15 protein-coding genes are annotated in these 17890 nt (G+C 59.7%); 14 read left to right on the top strand and 1 reads right to left on the bottom strand.

The genetic code is table 11. From position 1 onward, the window contains the following. Window position 1 precedes the first annotated feature (1 nt). From IAG25_RS33220 to IAG25_RS33190, 7 genes are all read left to right on the top strand, one after another. A complete protein-coding gene (locus tag IAG25_RS33220; protein ID WP_187608660.1) occupies window positions 2-1150 on the top strand; it encodes a type II secretion system F family protein in 1149 nt (382 codons plus the stop codon). 122 nt (window positions 1151-1272) lie between these two features. Next, window positions 1273-1827, top strand: coding sequence for a type 4 pilus major pilin (locus IAG25_RS33215; RefSeq protein WP_187608677.1), 555 nt, complete (start codon window positions 1273-1275; stop codon window positions 1825-1827). A 12-nt stretch (window positions 1828-1839) separates the two neighbouring features. Further along, window positions 1840-2850, top strand: coding sequence for an ATPase, T2SS/T4P/T4SS family (locus tag IAG25_RS33210; RefSeq protein ID WP_187608659.1), 1011 nt, complete (start codon window positions 1840-1842; stop codon window positions 2848-2850). Between the two features lie 114 nt (window positions 2851-2964). Then, window positions 2965-4530, top strand: a complete 1566-nt coding sequence (locus IAG25_RS33205) for a hypothetical protein (protein WP_187608658.1) — start codon at window positions 2965-2967, stop codon at window positions 4528-4530. A gap of 759 nt (window positions 4531-5289) precedes the next feature. Continuing rightward, complete coding sequence (locus IAG25_RS33200) at window positions 5290-5556, top strand: hypothetical protein (protein ID WP_187608657.1); 267 nt, start codon at window positions 5290-5292, stop codon at window positions 5554-5556. Window positions 5557-5815: 259 nt separating this feature from the next. Further along, complete coding sequence (locus IAG25_RS33195) at window positions 5816-6040, top strand: hypothetical protein (RefSeq protein WP_187608656.1); 225 nt, start codon at window positions 5816-5818, stop codon at window positions 6038-6040. Window positions 6041-6049: 9 nt separating this feature from the next. Then, window positions 6050-6340 carry a hypothetical protein gene (locus IAG25_RS33190; RefSeq protein ID WP_187608655.1) on the top strand — a complete coding sequence of 97 codons (291 nt, stop codon included), beginning with the start codon at window positions 6050-6052 and terminating at the stop codon, window positions 6338-6340. A gap of 53 nt (window positions 6341-6393) precedes the next feature. Here the strand turns inward: IAG25_RS33190 and IAG25_RS33185 are convergent, their stop codons facing one another. Then, window positions 6394-6675: a helix-turn-helix domain-containing protein gene (locus tag IAG25_RS33185; protein WP_187608654.1), complete on the bottom strand. Its 282-nt coding sequence runs from the start codon at window positions 6673-6675 to the stop codon at window positions 6394-6396. Window positions 6676-7015: 340 nt separating this feature from the next. Between IAG25_RS33185 and IAG25_RS33180 the strand changes: the two genes are divergently transcribed. From IAG25_RS33180 to IAG25_RS33150, 7 genes are all read left to right on the top strand, one after another. Continuing rightward, window positions 7016-8236, top strand: coding sequence for a hypothetical protein (locus IAG25_RS33180; protein WP_187608653.1), 1221 nt, complete (start codon window positions 7016-7018; stop codon window positions 8234-8236). Window positions 8237-8308: 72 nt separating this feature from the next. Further along, the gene (locus IAG25_RS33175; RefSeq protein WP_187608652.1) at window positions 8309-14518 is read left to right on the top strand and encodes a strawberry notch C-terminal domain-containing protein; all 6210 of its coding nucleotides are present in this window, start codon (window positions 8309-8311) and stop codon (window positions 14516-14518) included. Between the two features lie 14 nt (window positions 14519-14532). Further along, window positions 14533-15285 carry a ParB N-terminal domain-containing protein gene (locus IAG25_RS33170; RefSeq protein WP_187608651.1) on the top strand — a complete coding sequence of 251 codons (753 nt, stop codon included), beginning with the start codon at window positions 14533-14535 and terminating at the stop codon, window positions 15283-15285. Window positions 15286-15350: 65 nt separating this feature from the next. Continuing rightward, window positions 15351-15674 carry a hypothetical protein gene (locus IAG25_RS33165; RefSeq protein ID WP_187608650.1) on the top strand — a complete coding sequence of 108 codons (324 nt, stop codon included), beginning with the start codon at window positions 15351-15353 and terminating at the stop codon, window positions 15672-15674. Next, a complete protein-coding gene (locus IAG25_RS33160; protein WP_187608649.1) occupies window positions 15671-16630 on the top strand; it encodes a hypothetical protein in 960 nt (319 codons plus the stop codon). The genes IAG25_RS33165 and IAG25_RS33160 overlap by 4 nt, the downstream gene beginning before the upstream one ends. 63 nt (window positions 16631-16693) lie before the next feature. Beyond that, window positions 16694-16936, top strand: coding sequence for a hypothetical protein (locus IAG25_RS33155; protein ID WP_187608648.1), 243 nt, complete (start codon window positions 16694-16696; stop codon window positions 16934-16936). A gap of 8 nt (window positions 16937-16944) precedes the next feature. Continuing rightward, window positions 16945-17883 (top strand): hypothetical protein, encoded by a 939-nt coding sequence (locus IAG25_RS33150; protein WP_187608647.1) that lies wholly within the window; start codon window positions 16945-16947, stop codon window positions 17881-17883. Window positions 17884-17890: the final 7 nt, after the last annotated feature.

Raw genomic sequence — 17890 nt, 5'->3', positions numbered from 1 at the left:
CATGAATCTGTCATTTGAGGGCGTGGTCACCGCACTGAAAAATGCCACGTCGAAACGGGACGAAGACCGCAAGCTGTTCAAACGCGGAGTGCGGGGCTTCCGCAGGCAACGGGTTGCCTTCTACGAAGACCTTGCGCAAGCGATCGAGGACTCAGAAGGCGTGGCGCAATTTCTCTCCATCCGTATCGCACGCGGCATAAAGCAGAATGACCCTTTCCTTGGGGTGTACAAGGAAATGCTGCGGCGCTACAGCGAGAAGGGCGGTAGCTACTCGCGCATGCTGCAAGGCATGGTTCCGGACAGCGATGTGATGGTGATCTCCGCAATCGAAGAGCAGAGCGACGTAGACAAGGGATTGCGCTTTCTCGCGAAGGTTGTGGAGAGCCAGTCAGAAATGCGCGCAACGATGATCGGGGCGCTCGCGATGCCTGCACTGCTGATCGTGATGACGTTCGTGTTCCTCGCCATCATGTCGTTCTTCGTGATCCCGGTTTTCGAGCAGATCGCGCCTCCGGAAAAGTGGGACACCGTCGGCAAGATCCTGTATGCCATCTCGTACGTCATGACCCGATATGGGGTGCTCTTGCTACTTGCGCTCGTGGGGCTCGGGTGGCGCTTCGCGTGGTCGATTCCGAACTGGACCGGTCCGTACCGTTTGGTGCTCGACCGGTACACGCCGTATCGATTGTTCCGCGACTATTATTCGTCGATCTTCCTGACGGCTCTTGCGTCCCTGCTGGCGACTGGCGAGCCATTGGTTCGTTCGCTGGAGCGGCTCAAAAAACGGTCGTCACCGTGGCTAGCCTGGCATATCCACAAGATTCTGACCCGGCTTCTAGCACAGTCCTCGCAGAGCGCGAATTATGGTCAGGCTTTCGATACAGGCGTTTTCGATCGTCAGCTATCGAACCGCATCATCGACTACAGCCGCCGCACCGCCAACTTTGCGGACGTCATCCAGAAGTTGGGTATCAAGGGTGTCGAGGACGCACGCAAGCGGGTGCAAAAGTCGGCCAAGGTGCTCAACATTAGCCTGCTCGTTGTCATGGGAGTCGTCGTCGGTTTTCTCATGATCGGCGCAACGCTGACGTCTCAAGGTCTGAGCAATGCGATGAGAAGCGAACTGATGTCGCCGACAATCAAACGCTAGAGCGAGTGTCGTGCGCCTCTGACGGGCGCGCGAAATTGCTTCCTAGACACGAAGCATATTCCGTATAATTGGCAGGATACGTACATTGAACGTAGGGGTTCAGGATGAAACACCGGGGAAATATGAAAAAGCTGACTTTGGACCGCCGCGCACGTCGGCAAAGGGGCATGACGCTGGTTGAGACGATGATCGCGATTGCCATCGGTCTAATCATCGTGGCGGTGGGCATCAAGGGCGTGACGGGTGCCATGTCGGACTCGCGCAGTACGGACGAGGTCGGCGATCTGCCGAAGATCTTCACCAACATGCAGAAGGTGTATGGACAACGCGCGTCATTTGCCGGCGCGACGCAAGCGATCTTTGTCAACGCCAACGCGTTCCCGACTTCCATGACGACGTCCGGATCGACGAACGTAACGAATCGTTGGGGCGGAGCGGTTACGATCGGCGTCACCTCGATTGCTGGCGGCACGAATAACGCGCTCACATACGAAACTACAGGGGTTCCAAGCGCGGAGTGCAACAACATCATTCCGCAGCTCGACAATGTAGTACGCGTCGTGACGGTGAATGGCACCTCCGTCAAGGCCGACCGGAACCCGACGGATCTTGCGGCGCTCACCACTGCTTGCAGCGCGAGCGCAAACAACGACGTGATCTACACGATCAGCAAGTAAGCCGGGGGCCGCATGACTGCGCAACTTGACGATATGCTGTTGCTTTCGGCCGCTAAGTTCACGGACTGGCACGTCGATATCAACAAACCCGAATCCTCCGTGGTGTTCGCGTCGCAGAACGACGCGGGCGTGGACCTGGCCGAAGCTAAGCCGATGCGCGTGCCCGACGCGCTCAAGCCTGTGCTCGCCCACATCATCGACACGCTGACGGCCCATCGCGACGGAGGCGACCATCCTGCGTTCGCGTTCGATCTCGGCGACATGCGCTTTCGGGGCCAGCGCATGCGGCCGGGCCGCTACGCCTTGCGTCGGTCCCGCTCGAAAGTCGATCCACTGTCTGGACTCGGACTCGGCTCGGGTTGCGAGCAAGTCCTGCTCGATCCCGAGTTTCGTTCGGGCGGTCTGGTTCTGATCTGTGGCGAACACGGCGCAGGAAAATCGACGACGGCGCGCTCCGCCATTGTCGAAAGGCTGAAGAAGTACGGTGGTTACTGTCAGACCGTGGAAGCGCCGATCGAAGTGGACTTCGAAGGATTTCACGGCGACGGCTATGTCGAGCAGATCGACGCCACAAACACGGGCTATGCGTATGAAGTCGAAACCGCGATGCGGAAGTTTCCAGCGGCTACACGCAGCATGTTCTATTTCGGTGAGGTGCTCGGTGAAGACGCTGCTGCGGAGCTTGCTCGACTCGTGCCGCGTGGGAACCTCGTTTTCACGACGATTCACGCGAAATCGCCCGAAGATGGTATCCGCATGCTTGTCGCTCTCGCTGAGCGCGGCGGTGAGACGTACGCGCGCGAACTTCTCGCGTCGGGGTTGAAGGCAGTCGTCCATCAGAAGATCCAGAAGGGACGTCCGGTCGTTCAGTACTTCAAGGTCACTGAGCAGATGCGCAATGTCATTTCTGATTCGAAGGTGCCGTTGTCGCAGCTTCGAACGGCGATCGACCAGCAAAGTCGCTCTGCTGCTGCCACTGCGTTGCGCTCGACAGCGGCAGCACAACCTCGAATGACGTTCTAAGCGGGCCTCGTTATGCCACTCATAGCTCGCGCGGCGCGCGCAAACCGCTCTAATCGTTGGCGCCAACGCGGTGAAATCTCCCTTGTCGGACTTGCACTGACGGCGACCATCAGCATGATGATGGCGGGCGCGGCCTTGTGGGGGCAACGGCAGGACATGCTGTCAGATCTGCGGAAAGCTCAGGGCCAGATGCTTTTCGATATCGGCAACGGGTACAACAGCTATATCGTCAACCACTACCAGGGGCTGACTGCGGCAACGCCGGTAGTGTCCGGTGTAGCGAGTCCGATGAGTCCCACGATTTCGAACCTCCAAACGACGGGCGATTTGCCCGCGAGCTACCAATCGACGAGCCTCATCAACGGCCTGCCGTATATCGCGCAGTTGCAGAAGGTTCCGGCTGGTTGCACGGGAGGTGCCTGTAACATAACAGGGCTCGTTTGCGTGAACGGTGCGATTACTGACCCAACGACGGGCAATCCGCAGCCGCTCGGGGACGCGGTCGCTGGTGTAGGCGCTGATGGCATGGCTTCGGACCCTATGTCGCCCGGTACGCTGTGGGGCCGCAATGGCTCGCTGAGCCTTGCGAATCCAATTGGAAGCGTCGCCGGCACGCTGTGCATGCAAGTCGGCTACAACACGAGCGGGTGGTCGCAGTTCGTGCGTAAAGATGGCTCTATCGGCATGGAAGGCGACTTCAATCTCGCCGGCACGAACAGCGTTAAACACAACATCAACAACGTGAACGCGTTGAACGCGCAGAGCGCGGTCGTAAATAATGGTGGCTCGGGCATTGTGACACTTGGCGGTGGAAAGACCGCGATGTACGGTGACGGAACGAATGCCGTCATCCAGAGCAATGGCACGCTGTACACCCGCGATCCGACGTGGGCGCGAGCGACAGATTTTCAGGCGCAGAACATCTCGACGTGGAACGGTAGCGTGATCTCTGACCACGATGTCACCGCGCAAGGGAACGTCGTTGCTAATTCCAGCGTTGTGTCAAATTGGGGTAACGTCAGCGCATCGAACGGCTCCGTCACGGCAGCGTACGATGTCAATGCCAACCGCAATGTCAATGCGAATAGCAATGTTTGGGCGGCAGGAAATGTGACTGCTAACAACACGCTCGTCAGTAACACGGGTGCGCTGTACCTCGCTGGAGGTGGATCTCGGATCGATTCGCCGGGTCAACTGACCGTGAACGCCTCGGGAGGCACGCTCTATCTGAATCCTTGGTCAGGCACGCAGACGATCGTTGGGGGCGGTGGTGGCAGCGGCCAACTTGTCGTCGCAGGTCGGACTTTCGCGAACGAGTATGTTCAGGTTGGCGGATGGGCGGCGCAGGGTGGCGGCTGCTCTCCGAATGGCCTTATCGGAAATTCCGGGTCCGGCCCGCTGTTCTGCCAGAACGGCGTCTGGAAAGGGCTTGGCGGTAGTACATCAGTTGCTACCTATGGCATGCCCGGTGGTGTTGATGGGACATGGGACATTGGCGTGCACAACTACTGCGCGATTTCGAAATACGACACATACCAAAAGACTGTGCCGGAAGTGTACGTGGTGAGCGGTCCGGACGGCGCGGGCAAATACCACTGGAACATGAGCACCTGTAATACCGGGTCGGGCTGTCAGGGTGGGAACTACGGCACCGAGATCATGTGTATGGACATGAACTAGGCACGGCGAGCCCTGATAGCATTCCGGTGCGTTGTCTAGGATTTGAACTGCGAGCAGTCGTCGTAATAATTTCGACTTCCTCCAGATCGTCGCGAACTGATGGTCCTCTTCGCCCATCAGTTCGCGCTTCTCGGGGGCGCAGCGCCCGCGATTGCGGGGCGTTCGCCACAGACCCGCGCGCTGGCACAAGCACGAATGACGGGAAGGTCCCGAAGTAAATCGGAAGACGGACCAAACCCCTTGATGCGAGCCGGGGGTTTTCTTTGCGAGATGGCACACAAATGCTAACGTTCTCGCCCGCTTTCAAATCCAGGAGCCATGACAGTGTCAAATGATAGAAACCACGCCAACTGGAGACAGTTGGTCGGCGCGATGCAATGCCGCGCGCAGGGTATCCAGGTTCAGATCGAGGCCGAGGCGGACGGGCGATCGTTTCGGAATGCGACGTGCAGTTTGCAAACGGCGTGTGCTCGCTTCATGCGACCGGCCGATCTACACTTTGGATCCTGCACACTCGTCGATCTGCTAGACCGAAAATGAAAGCACGGAAACGACCCTCGACTATCGATTGCGCGAACTGCCGTCGCACGCTATCTGTAACATTACTCTTGCAGCGGTCCACGCGAGGGCTACGACCGCACTATGATTCACGAGCGATACGATGATTTGCTCGAAGGCGAGTCTTTCCAGTGCACCTGTGGTCACTACATGGTGTACGCGTACCGGTACGAATATCGCCGCGAAAGATAGGAGAGCCCCATGCAAGACAGTTCTTGCCCACTCTGCGGGGCCAATGCGAGCCGCTACACATTGGAATCCCTGAACGGCTACCGATACTCCTGCCCTAACTGCGCCGGCGAATTCGAGATCGGAAGGGGAGCGAATACGCGCGCCGAACGTGGAGAACTGCACTCGCAGATCCCTAGCCAAGTGAAGGCGTTTATCGCTCAGGGCAAAGTTCCGCGCATTGAATTCGAGGCTGGCAGCGGAAGCTTTACGGTAATATCCGACGTGCAAAAAGCATAGGAAACCGAATGTATAACGTTGGGGATCTGGAGAAGGCGCGCGCTGCCTTGGCAGCAGCGCAGCGTCGCCTAGACGATTATGATGGCAACAACCCGAACAAGCACCGAACCGACGTCGGAGATGCGAGAGCATGCCTACAGGGTCGAGCGTGCGGTGAAACGAGCGCGTTTGATTCCGCTAACGCCGCACGACGAGATCGAGATTGTCTTGGACGAGAAGTCGCGACGAAAGCCCGATTAATAAAGCGAGGATCGACGGGATGGTAGAGAAGGTGTGGACTTATGGTGAACTGACGCAGGTCGCCGAAAAAGAGATTGATGCGCTCATGGCAGAAGCTCGCACGACGGCGAAGTTCGAGGAACGTGTGCACATTCAGAAATACGCAGCCGGGGTGCTTATGGGATGGATGGCCGTCACGTTCATGCATCGAGAAGAAACCGATGAGCAGCGGCTAAAAGATAAGCTCCGGTTGGCGGGTAGCTGATCTGTGGCCGTGCGCGATTCCGCCGTACTGTACGACGTCCGGCGCAAGTTCCATCATTGGCGGCACAACGAATTCGACAGCGCCGGTTGTGAGCCGTACATCGACAGACTTATTGCCGCTATCGACGAGCTGCTTGTCCACTTAGAGGACAGTCAGGAAGCATGGGACCGCGCCCTCGGCGGGGTCAACTGGCTTCTCTACGCGCTCTCAGGCTTCGCGCTGGTCGGCGCGGATAAGCCGTTCCACACCTTTTTAGGCCAGCAGATAAGTGCTCTGGTCGATCGTGGGGTGTTGCCATGAACGCGTGACATTGGCCAGTCGGGCTCCATCGCCACGCAGCGACGGCTTATTCGCTAATGTGGCACGTCTCCGGCCGGAGGCACGGACGGACCACCGGTCCCAAGCTTGTCGCAAAACGCCGCGAAGAACTCCGCCGGCGAGGTGTCGAGCGCAGCGATCACTGCGATTATCGTGTCGAGTGTCGGGGAGCGCTGACCAAGCTCCAATAGCGAGATAAACGTGCGGTCTAGGTGAGCGCGAGCCGCGAGTGCGTCCTGCGATAGTCCCTGTCGCTTCCGTAACTCGCGCAACGTCTGTCCGAACGCTCTGTTATGGGCGCGGTCCTGTGGTTTCATTCTCTGGCTTGTTCCCCGTGGCGCCAGAAATTGTCACTACCACCCCTGTGAAGCGCATCCGACTATTGTCGGAATTGTAGGCCGTTCACGTTCGTTCCTTGTCCCTTTTCGCCGAAACCGTGCTTTTTGGCCGCTCCTCGCGACCAAAAAGCAACGGAAGGCCGCCCGTAAGCGTGCGGTATAGCGCACGACCATGCGCCGAATCGCACCCTCTCACCGTTTCTCCAGAGAACTCTTGTCGTGCCGTACGCGTTGTGTATCATTACGACGATACGGAATCTTTCCGTTTCAACGACTTAGCCGGCGAAACGCGGGCTTTCACGAACCAGAGGATCTGAAGATGTCGAAACTGGCTGCAATCAATGAAAGTGTTCCCGGCTCGAAGCGCGAACTGCCGGCTACCGAAAACTTCGTGCTGCAAGTCACCGGCTACACGCAGGACGAGAAGGGTCGCGACGCGATCACGGGTTTGCGTATGGACACGGGCGAAGACGTGACCGTCGTGCTGCGCCCCTACAAGGGCGACAAGCCGCTCAAGTCGCCGCGCGCGGAGGTGAAGGATTTCATCGCGCAGGATGGCGAGATTTCGAATCTGATGCGCAATCTTCCGAGTGACGAAATGCGCAAGCAGGTTCTGAAGGGCATGAAGGCGAAGACGGAGCCGGGCGGCTCGATCCTCGTGCAGCGTGCATATGTCGAGCCGAGCACGGGCATCGTGAACGCTGGATGGCTCCAGTCGGCGGCGAAATACCCGGAACACTCCGCAGTTCTCGGCAACGTGATGCTTCGCGTCGATCCGGTCGCTTACGCCGAGCGCAACGGCGTTCAAGTCAGTTCGTCCGCCGCGACCGCCATCGCACCGGAGCGCTCGCAACTCGTGACGTCGGCGGAAGAACTCAACGCGGCGCTCGAAGCGGCCTTCACTGGTTTGCCGGGTGTCAATGCGCGACCGCTCGCGCTCATCCGCCTCAACGACGGTGGCGAAAGCAAAGCGATCGAATTCCCGCTGCCCGTCAAGCGGAACGAGGATGGCGAGTTCATCAAGGCAACGCCGCGACAAGCCATGAAGGTTTTCCTCGGCACCGACTCGGGCAAGGCGACCGCGCAACTGGCGGGCGACCCGGACCTGACGATCGAAGTGATTCCGGGCGCGCGTATCTCGCTCGGCAGCCAGGCAAAAGCATCGTTCGAGCAGGGAGCGAACGGTCTCGAACAGGTGAACCGTCTGTATCGCTTCACGAAGGCCGATCAAAGCGAAACGGGCTTCACGCCGTCGTATGTCGTGCTCCACGACGTCGGCGATGCGCAAGTCTTCTCGACGGCTGAACCGCTGTCGAACAAGCCCGCGCTGTTCCACTCGCGCGATATCTCGACGAAGCATCTCGACGGCAAACCTGCCGCTGTGGCTGAGATCCGCGACGTTCCGGTCGCGGCTCATGCCGAGACGCAAACCGGCAGCATGGCGACGGACGACGACGAGGAATTCTCGATCGACGACGCGATCGGCAACCACATTCCGGCCGAAGCAATGGCCCCGTCGGCACCCCGCATGCGCGCATAACGCCATTGCAGACAACAAGGAAAACGTCAAGACCGCCGTTAGGCGGTCTTTTCAATAGGGGAAAGAAGGACTATGGCAGCGCCCGAACGAATGAAGTGGCTCGATCTCACGGCTCACGGCGTCAAGCTCCGGCTGTTTCAAATGACGGACACCACCGTCAATCTGGTTCTGAGCGGCATCGTGCCCGGCTCGGTCGAATGGATGGCAGTCCAGACGCTTGGTTTCGAACCAGCGCGATCCGGACGCACATTGGTCCGCGCCGGTACGGACGTTCAAACGGGCGCGCTGCGCAAGATCTTTCCGAAGAATCGCGTCCGCGACATGGAACTGTCCGAAGTCTGGATGCGCGTGACCGGGCAAGCGGCAAGCGTCGTTGCCAAACGACCCGTAGACAGAACGGTACTCGGGCGGAACCCTCTCGGTTACGTTGTCCGGGCGGACAAGGACGGCACGCGATACGTGACGTTCACCGATGGTCAGGTTTCTCGCGAGCGAGACCTCGAACCGGGCGCGATGTCCGGCGACGACGCGGCTTCTGCCGCACTCGCAGCGTCTTATTTGCGCGTGACGTCGAAGGCGGCGCTTGCGCTTTGCGCTGATACGTTCGTCGATGAGATGCTCGCCGGGAAAAACATGGATTCTGGCGATCTACGGCACTTCGGCGGAATCATCTACGACGAGCCCCGTGCACTCGACGTCTCAGACACGCGGCTGCGCGCGGTGCAGGAGGCGGTCGAAGCCGCGATGCAGCGTGCGCTTTCGAGCCGCTATCGGGTAGCCGACGACGCGGCATATCGCCTCGCCGTCAATCTGGTGGAGCGGCAACCCACGTTCTCCTTTCGTACATCAACGTCGGTCGAGAACCAGCAGTATTCGACGCCGCTTCCCATGTCGATCGCGGTTCAGCACATTCTCGGCGATACCTCGCGCGGCAGGGTGCTCGAACCCACGATCGGCAACGGCAGTCTCGTGACCGCACTGCCCATCGGAACCAACATAACCGGGGTCGAAATTGATCCGGCGCGCTCGGCACAGGTGGGCGTGCTGCGTGGTGATATCAAGGTCATCACGGGCGACGTGCTCGGCCTGGTCGGTACGCTCCCCTCGGACTTCGACTTCGTTGCGGCCAACCCGCCATTCGGCGGTTTGGGATCGCCCGTCCAGTTCGAAGACCTGCGGTGCAACCGCATCGATCATTTGATCGCGCTAAAAGCGCTGAAGCAGCGTAAGGACGACGGCCGCGCCGTCTTCATCATCGCCGCAGACCGGGAGAGCCTGATCGAACAGGGCAAGGTCGCGGGCGGCAGCAAGAGCTTCTTTGCGTGGCTGACCGATCACTACGTGGTCGAGGATGCAGTCGAACTCGATGGCGCGTTGTATCGCAAGCAAGGTGCAGAGTATCCGGTCCGTATGGTGACCGTCGGTCGCCGTCGTGCGGCCGAAGAAGCGCAGGAAGCGCTCGCGACCAAAGCATATCGTTTGGGTGAGCGCCTGCCCGTCATCCACACGTGGGATGCGCTTTGGGAGCACACCGTTGCCCTCGCGCACAAGCTGAAGACGGGACAGGCCGCTACCGTGGAAGCGACCGCGCAAACGGCTTCCAATGTACCCGTAGCGCGGACCGATTCTGACCATCCGTCGCCGAAGCAGTTCGACATACCGGCACCGCCGACGCTCGACTATCGCATTACGCAGCGCCGCAATTCCACCTACATCGTTCCCCTCGTCGGCAAGGGGTTCACGAAGGAAGGGCGCGATGCTCTCGTGACCTGGTTGAAGGGTGCGGGCTTCTTCGCAAGCGCCACCGATGAGCACAGCATCATCGTCTCGCAAATCACCGACGGCCCGGCGCTCGATCTCATCATCGATGGCTCGGAAGAGCAGAAATTCGGCCGGATGGTCGCCAAGGCTCAGCAGGCCGACCCCAACCTCGGACGCAAATGGAAGAGCCGCGATGGCGAAGTGCAGATCGTAGGCTATTGGGGCAACGGCACCGACAAGTACATCACCACGCTCGATGGCAAGGTCGGCGGATCGCCGATCGTCCCACGCGCGAGTCTCGAAGATCACATCACGCTGGATGAGCGTGTTGCAGCGGAATACGAGGAAAGGCTTAAACGGATCGTCGAAGATGATGCGAAGGCCGCAGAGCAGAAGGCAATTGCTGAGGATATCGACGGCTTCGGTGACGATATGAACCCGATGATGCGCGGCAGAGCCGTCTCGGTTCTGAACTCGCAGCGCCGGTTCCGTGGCGAAGTTAAGTCGATCAAAGACGTTGTGCGTACGCTCGTCAACGAGGGTCGCACGTTCGAGCCGATCCACGGTGAGCGTGCGTTGGTCGCTGCCGACGGCACATTCATGAGTCAGTCGGCGCTTACTGGGACCGGGATTGACTATGCCGTTTACCTGATCGCGAAGCGTGATGCTGCACTACGGGCGGACGTTAATCACGATCTGTTTGACGACGTCGAAAACGAACTGTTCGGCAAGCCGGAAGCGGCAGACATCACGAAGATCAGCGACGCCATGGCGCCTGCTGTCGAGACTGGCGAACTGGCATCTGCGCCGGCAGCAGCCGTCGCACAGCCCGAAGCCACTGCACCATCGGTCGAGCCCGCCGAGACGCCTGTCGCTCCTGTAGAAGCCCCGCAAGACGTGCAACCAGTCGAATACAACGACTATCAGGCGCCGTACATGCCGGCCTCGAAGCTCAATGAACCGTCGGCCATGATTCCCCGGAATCTGGAAGAGCCGGTGCGCCGAGCGCTAGCTCGTCTGGTGGAGGAGATCGGCATGGATGTCGATCAGTATGTGGCCGACAAGCTGCAACTAACTGTCGATGAGATGGAACTCGCCTTTTCGGCCGAGCAAGTCGATGCTATCGCCCTCGCTATCAAGCGATCAGAGGAAGGGCGTGGTTTCATCAATGGCGATCAGACGGGGCAAGGGAAAGGTCGAGTGCTCGCGGCACTGGCCCGATATGCCGCGCTGAACAACAAGCCGGTCGTGTTCTTCACGGAGAAAGCAAACCTCTTCTCCGACTTCTGGCGTGACCTGAAGGATATCGACTCGCACAAGCTGTTCCGCCCGCTGATCCTCAACGACGGTGAGCCGATCCGCAACATGGACACGAACAAGATCGAGATCCCGGCGACCAAGAAGAGTGTCATTACCGGACTGATCGACAAGGACATGTCGATTGCCGACGCGGGCTACAACCTGATGTTCAGCACGTACTCGCAGTTCAATCGCGAGCGCTCTGCGAGCAAAAAGTCGGCATGGCTCCCGGCCGCTGCCACTGGTGCGATGCTGCTGGTGGACGAGTCGCACGTTGCGGCTGGTGAGTCGAATACGGCCGACAACATGGGACTCGCCGTCGAGATGGCGGACTCGTGCGTTTATTCGAGCGCGACCTTCGCCAAGAACGCACGCAACATGCGCGCGTATGCGAAGGTGTTTCCTGAGAGCGTGTCGGTCGAATCGCTCGCCGATACGCTGGTTGCCGGTGGCGAGCCTTTGCAGGAGATCTTGTCGGCGATGCTGGCCGAAGAGGGTGTCTTTGTTCGGCGCGAGCACGACCTGTCGAAGCTGGAATTCGAAACCGTTTCGACCGAGGACACGCGCGAGCGGGACGAAGAATGGGCTGATTCGCTGAGCGCTGCATTGCGCGCAATGTCATTCCTTTCGGGCGATGCAACGCGCGTCATGAAGCGAATGGACAAGGAGATCAAGAAGAAGCTCGACAATATGCCGGAGGAGGCGCGCAAGGGCAATCGCATGGGCGTGTCTTATCAGGGCTTTGGCTCGCGCCTGTACAACATTCTTCGTCAGTTTTCGCTTTCGCTGAAGATCGACAAGGTAGCCGATCAGGCAGTCGTCGCGCTGCAAAACGGCCGCAAGCCGGTGATCGTGCTCGAACAGACCTTCGAAGCGCTTTTGAAAGAGGCGCTTTCGGACGCGGTTCGACACGACGAAGAGGAAACGTCGATCGCCGAGCAGGTTTCCGAGAACGTCGCGACGTCGATGAACGGCCGGACGGTGGACGTGCTGACCTTCCGTGACGTCATGCGCCGCGTCGCGAAGAAGCTGGAATACATCTACGTTCGAGATGACTACGGCAACGGTCATTACGAGCACGTCAAAGCGCAAGCGAAGAATCAGGACGAGGCGGAAGCGATCGAAGAGTCCATCAAGGACATTGCAGAGAAGATCGCGCAGTTGCCGGACATTCCCGTCTCGCCGCTCGACACGTTGCGCTACAAGCTGTCTCAGGCTGGTTTCTCGAATGGGGAAATCTCTGGTCGATCGTTCCAGACGGAACCCGTGCCCGACGATCCGAGCCGCATCCTCGTGACCATTCGTCCGGACCAGCGCATCCAGACGCTGGCCGCCTTCAACAACGGCAGCGTCGATGCGGTGACCCTGACGCGCGCAGGTTCTACCGGGCTGTCGGCGCACTCCAGTTCGAAATTCGGCGATCGTCGCCAGCGGGAAATGATCGAGGCGCAGATTGCCAACAACGTTGCCGAGCGTGTGCAGTTCTTCGGCCGCGTGAATCGTCGCGGCCAGGTGAACTCGCCGCGCATCACAACGGTCGTCACTCCACTGCCGTCGGAAAAGCGCGTGCTCGCGATGCAGAACGCCAAGCTGCGCAAGCTGTCGGCCAACACGCAGTCGAACCGCAACAATCAGGCGGAAATGCGCGACGTCCCTGACATTCTTAATCCCGTGGGCGACGAAATCTGCCGTCGATACCTTGAAGAGAATCCGGACATCGCTGCCTTGCTTGGCATCGATCCGGAAGAGTCGGTCGCAAGCGACGACGACGCGTATTTCGCCAACAAGCTCACGGGCCGCATCGCGTTGCTTCCGGTTGCGAAGCAGAAAGAGGCGTATGCCGAACTCTCGCGCGTGTTCAATGAGACGGTCAAGGAGATGGAAGCGAAGGGCGTCAACCCGTTCCAGACCTCGGTTTGGGATTGGAAGGCCCGGATCATCAATAAGAAGGTTTTCCGAGCAGGCAAGCGCACCGGCTCCGTGTTCGATGAGCCGGTCTATCTCGCTCGCGCTGAATGGGATGAGGAGGTGGTGCCGTACTCGTCCGAGGACGTGTTGCAAGGCATCGAGCGCGGCCGGAAGATGCTTACGACCAACGACCCCCGTTTTTCGCTGGTCGAGCGGCAGTACAGCGTCGGCAAGCACGACAAGGTTCAAGTCAAAGCCGAGGGGATGTTGAAGGATGTTGCGGATGCTTTCCGCCAAGTGCAAAACCGCGCCCTCAAATCGCTTCCGCAGTTCAAGGACGTCCACGAGGCTGTCGCCGCAGCCGAAGCGAACCCGATCAAAGCGTCTGCCATGCGGCACGACTGGATGCAGCGTCACTTGCCGTCGCTGATGCCGGGTTCGATCATCGGCTTCACCGGTCGCGAAGACGTAGCGGAAAAGGGCGTCATCCTGTCGCTTTTCACGCCTGACAAGGAAAGGCGACACGAGGCTCACTTGCTCGGACAGTACTCGGTCCGGGTCATCGTGCCGGGCACGGACAAGACGCAGGAATTCACGCTGAATCAACTATTGAACGATCCGCTCTTTTCGCACGAACACTTTCTCGGTAACGACTACCGCGATCCGCTGAAGGCGTTTGATGTGGCCAAGCCCGGCATCGTTACGTTCTCGCGCAACGTGCTGATGGGCAACATGTTCTCTGCCTCTCAGTTTGTTGCGGAGCACGGCTTGGGCTCGGCCGCGATCTTTACTGACGACTCCGGTGCGCGCCATCGCGCGGTCGTTCTCTACTCGCGCGTCACGCAGGACGACGTCATGAAGATGCCTGTCGCGTTGAATCGCAGCTCGATCTCGAAGGTGCTGGAGCAAGCCTATCTACAAGGCTACTCCGTGCGCTTGGTCGCCTCAGCCACGCTCAGCGATAAGGAATGCGCGGTCATCTTCGATCGTAGCCGGCCGGCGTCGCTGACTATCACCACAACGGGATCCAAGGCGGCAGGTGGTGTTGTTTTCGCGAACAAGGATCTGACCGCGATCACGGGCGATTTCGCGGGTAGCCGCGCCACGATGAGCGCTACGGTCGATTTCAGCCGCATGGAGGCGGTGATGAATTGCCTCGTGAGCCGATGCAATCAATCTTTCTACATCGATGTCGAGTCGGCAAATCGGCTTCTGCCGGAATTGGGCGGAGCGGTGGAGGACGACACGAACGATGACCACGACGACGATTCCGACGACTCGGCGGGCCAGCAGCGCCCCCGGTTTGCAGCGTAAATGCGAGGCATAAAATGACGATCGATTCAGCTAAGCAAGACAACGTGCCGCGCAATGGCGGCGCACTTTCGGCGCTTGACCCGCAACAGCGGGAAGCCATCATCCAGTTCCGACAAGAGCACGGCCGGCGCTGGAAGCACCAATTGTTGCAGGGCTGGATGCGCGCGGCGTTTCCCGGCCCCCTCCAGCAGATCCGCAATAACCTCGGGCCGGCATGGCTCGTGAAGGTGAAGGATGCCGATTTCCGGGAGCAATCGACTGTGAAAGAGGATGGAAGCGGCGTGCGGGGCTACGAGGCGCCCGTATGCCTCACAGAGGCTGATTACGACGGCGAGCGCGGCAACAAGCGTCACAGGACGCGCCGCGAACTCGTCCTTATCCCGGTGGCGGCGGTCGCGCAGCTTTCGGGCGCTCGCGGCGAAAAGCGTGACTATCACGAGACCGGCGACGGCAAGCGCTATTTTGGCAACTTCGCCGAGTCCGACTGGCAGGCGTTCAAGGAAGCAATCAATCGAGACGGCATGAATGAGCCGATCACGATCAATATCGATCTCGACGAACCGATCACGATCTTCGAAGGAAACCATCGTTTGCAGGCCGCGATTCAAAGCGGCTGGAAAGTCATCGCCGCCGACATTCGCTACTACGGTAAGGCCGAGACGATGTTTCAGGACAATTCGTTTTTCCGCCAAGTGACCGAAATCAGGCCAGCCGACGGTGCTGAAGACGCCCCGACGGCTGTGCCCGCACGGCAGCGTATGCGATAAATCGTGGATGCGTATTGATGCTACCAAATGCTATCGTAGGCTAGCAAAAGACTAGGAAAACAATCATGACGAAGAATGAATTCTTTGCAGCGCTCGACCTGGTTCCCGATGACGACATGTCCGTCGTCCGCTGGACCATGAATCCGACTGGTCCGGTGACAGCGTCCGCGCGCCTTGACGCGATCGTCGATGGCAACGCCGAACAGTACGAGTTCGGCGTGTACGAAACCCTCGACGGCGAGACGCTCTACGTTACGGGACGTGCCTCTATTAAGCCGTCGGGCGACGTCCGCTTTCTCGATGATCGCGACGAAAACTTGTTCGAGCGCTTTGCGGAGACCATTCGCATGATGGTCCGGGAGGAAGATCCCGAAGCGGTGCTGGCGTGAGCACGCAGCGTCGAGCCAAGCCGGGTGGCGAGACCGGCGCCAACGGCGAGTGGTACGAAGGCGGGAAGTTCATTGCCACACAGGACAACCCGAAGCGCTCCGGACGCTCGCGGAAGGCAACCCGCAAGGTCGAGGTCGAGCCGTGGAAATGGGAAATTCCGCCCGAGGAAGGCATGCGCCCGATTTTCGGGCGCATGGGCGCGGGCGTGTTCACGGGCAAGCTTCAAGACGGTCGGTGGGGCTTGGTCGCGAGCGACGTGACGTGGCAGTACTACTTCAAGACCGCGAACGCAATTGAACGGGCGAAGGAAAAGTATCAAACCCTTGCTGACCGGTTCAATGCCGGAGAGCGTTGGACGACCCCGGAAGAGGATCGCGCAGCCGCGCGCGCCACGTTCCTCGGCGGCGGTGCCGAAATGCCGTCGCCGGTCTACGCCGTGTCCGACGATGAAGCGCAGGATATCTTGGACGTCCTGCGCAGTATCGATGATCGCCGTCAAATCTGGTCGAGCGGAACCTACTCGATTGCAGTCGATGACTATTCGGAATCGTCGAGCCTCGTGCTCATGCATCGAGATGACACGATCGGCTTCTACGAGGGCTCGTGCTTGTGGTTGGATGAGCGCTATCGCGGACAAGGTCTTTCCGTGCCGCTGATCCTCGCGGCGGCGATGGAACGCAGCAAAGACGAACCTCCAACTGTGTTGCCGTCCGGCGTTGATTTTCACGGATACTCGCCAGCCGGTCTCGCCGCGCACGACGCGGCATTCGCGAAACTGACCGAGGCGACTTACGACGTGCGAGCAGCTTTGGATAGTGCCATCCTCATCCCGCCCAAGCCCGTGCCAGCACCGAGCGACTCGGACGCTGTGCGCCTGGCCAAGCAGCGCTTTCTGTCTGAGCACTGCGATGAAAATCCGGAGACGAAACCTTCAGTGCAGCGCCCGCGCAACTAGCGTTTCCCTATTTCGCTGTATCATTCCGTATGATTACCAGGGTACGAATGTAAAGGAGCCGAAATGTCTTTAGTCGCGATCGCGCAGCAGCAGCGCGCGAAGCACCTTTCTGTTCGCCTCGACGCCTGTATCGACCGCATTGGTGATAGCAGTGTGGTGAAACAGCACGCCGTGATGTACGCAGCGTTTCTGACCGATCTTGGGGCCGGCAGGCTCGATACGGCAGATCCCAACATCGCAGACATGGTCGGGTTGGCGGACGAATTCTGCACGCTGGTCGAATCCGAATATCAAACGGTCAACTGAACGCCGATATGTCCCAACTCCAAGAGAAGGCACAAGGTATTTTCACGCGCTTTGCCGAGCGCCTTGCGAAGGTCGATCTGCGGGCCGCTGTAGCAATCCCGGCAGCGGTCGGTCTCGTGACTGTATTGGGCGGTGTGGTCATGGAGATGAACGGTCAGACTGCGTTGCTGCATCAGAGCGGCCTCACGGCGCTCCACGCGTACAAAGACGCGCTGGCTGCGGCCGATCTGCCGATCGCCGCGTGGATCTCGCAGGGATTCAGCGGGCGACTTCAGTCGTTCGGCGGTGACATGCAGGCGAGGGGTTTTGCGCTCATGGCAGCGGCACCAGTGATCTCGGCAGCGTCGGTTGTGCTCGCGCGCGGGTTCACGCGGTTGAAGGAGTCGCTTGCGGGTGTCGCAAAGGAGGCGCAGCAACGCGCGGTCGCGCTGCTCCCCGCGCAGGCAGCCGCGCCAGTCGAAGACGCGAGGCCGGTCAATGCTCCCACGCCCGAGCGTTTCCGCTCGCAGGAAATAGGCGCGGTCGAGATGCTGCAACGTCTGGCTCGTTCGTACCGCATCGACGTGAAGTCGCTCACGCTCAGCGGCGACAACGTGATGATTGGTCGCGCGGACGAGCGCCGCATCCTTACGACTGTAGATTCCCGATTCTGGCAGGAGACGAAGCAGGACGCGCTCGCGATTCACGCACTCGCGCACGACAAGAGCTTGGACCCGGACACGTTGTATGTGCGCGATGGCAAGGTCTTTCAGGATGATCCCGAGCGTTTCGTTGACACGATGGTGGCGAGGACGGAATCGCAGGTATGGACCGATGCGCAGCGCAAGGCGCTCGACGCGCAACTGAACGATCTTTTCGGCGTGACGGATACGCCGCCGACGCACGAGATTGCGTCGAGCGTGACGCATGCTGATACGCCTTCTACGGCTCCGCGCATGCGGTTCTAAAGCAAAA

It is taken from the genome of Caballeronia sp. EK (assembly GCF_014384845.1).
Taxonomy (GTDB): domain Bacteria; phylum Pseudomonadota; class Gammaproteobacteria; order Burkholderiales; family Burkholderiaceae; genus Caballeronia; species Caballeronia jiangsuensis.
Note: the sequence above shows the minus strand (reverse complement) of the source record. Positions and strands in the feature narration are given on the sequence as shown.

Bases quoted from the DNA above. Each gene is read 5' to 3' on its own strand.
- IAG25_RS33220 (WP_187608660.1), top strand. From the start codon at position 2: ATGAATCTGTCATTTGAGGGCGTGGTCACCGCACTGAAAAATGCCACG.
- IAG25_RS33215 (WP_187608677.1), top strand. From the start codon at position 1,273: ATGAAAAAGCTGACTTTGGACCGCCGCGCACGTCGGCAAAGGGGCATG.
- IAG25_RS33210 (WP_187608659.1), top strand. From the start codon at position 1,840: ATGACTGCGCAACTTGACGATATGCTGTTGCTTTCGGCCGCTAAGTTC.
- IAG25_RS33205 (WP_187608658.1), top strand. From the start codon at position 2,965: ATGATGATGGCGGGCGCGGCCTTGTGGGGGCAACGGCAGGACATGCTG.
- IAG25_RS33200 (WP_187608657.1), top strand. From the start codon at position 5,290: ATGCAAGACAGTTCTTGCCCACTCTGCGGGGCCAATGCGAGCCGCTAC.
- IAG25_RS33195 (WP_187608656.1), top strand. From the start codon at position 5,816: ATGGTAGAGAAGGTGTGGACTTATGGTGAACTGACGCAGGTCGCCGAA.
- IAG25_RS33185 (WP_187608654.1), bottom strand. From the start codon at position 6,675: ATGAAACCACAGGACCGCGCCCATAACAGAGCGTTCGGACAGACGTTG.
- IAG25_RS33180 (WP_187608653.1), top strand. From the start codon at position 7,016: ATGTCGAAACTGGCTGCAATCAATGAAAGTGTTCCCGGCTCGAAGCGC.
- IAG25_RS33175 (WP_187608652.1), top strand. From the start codon at position 8,309: ATGGCAGCGCCCGAACGAATGAAGTGGCTCGATCTCACGGCTCACGGC.
- IAG25_RS33170 (WP_187608651.1), top strand. From the start codon at position 14,533: ATGACGATCGATTCAGCTAAGCAAGACAACGTGCCGCGCAATGGCGGC.
- IAG25_RS33165 (WP_187608650.1), top strand. From the start codon at position 15,351: ATGACGAAGAATGAATTCTTTGCAGCGCTCGACCTGGTTCCCGATGAC.
- IAG25_RS33155 (WP_187608648.1), top strand. From the start codon at position 16,694: ATGTCTTTAGTCGCGATCGCGCAGCAGCAGCGCGCGAAGCACCTTTCT.
- IAG25_RS33150 (WP_187608647.1), top strand. From the start codon at position 16,945: ATGTCCCAACTCCAAGAGAAGGCACAAGGTATTTTCACGCGCTTTGCC.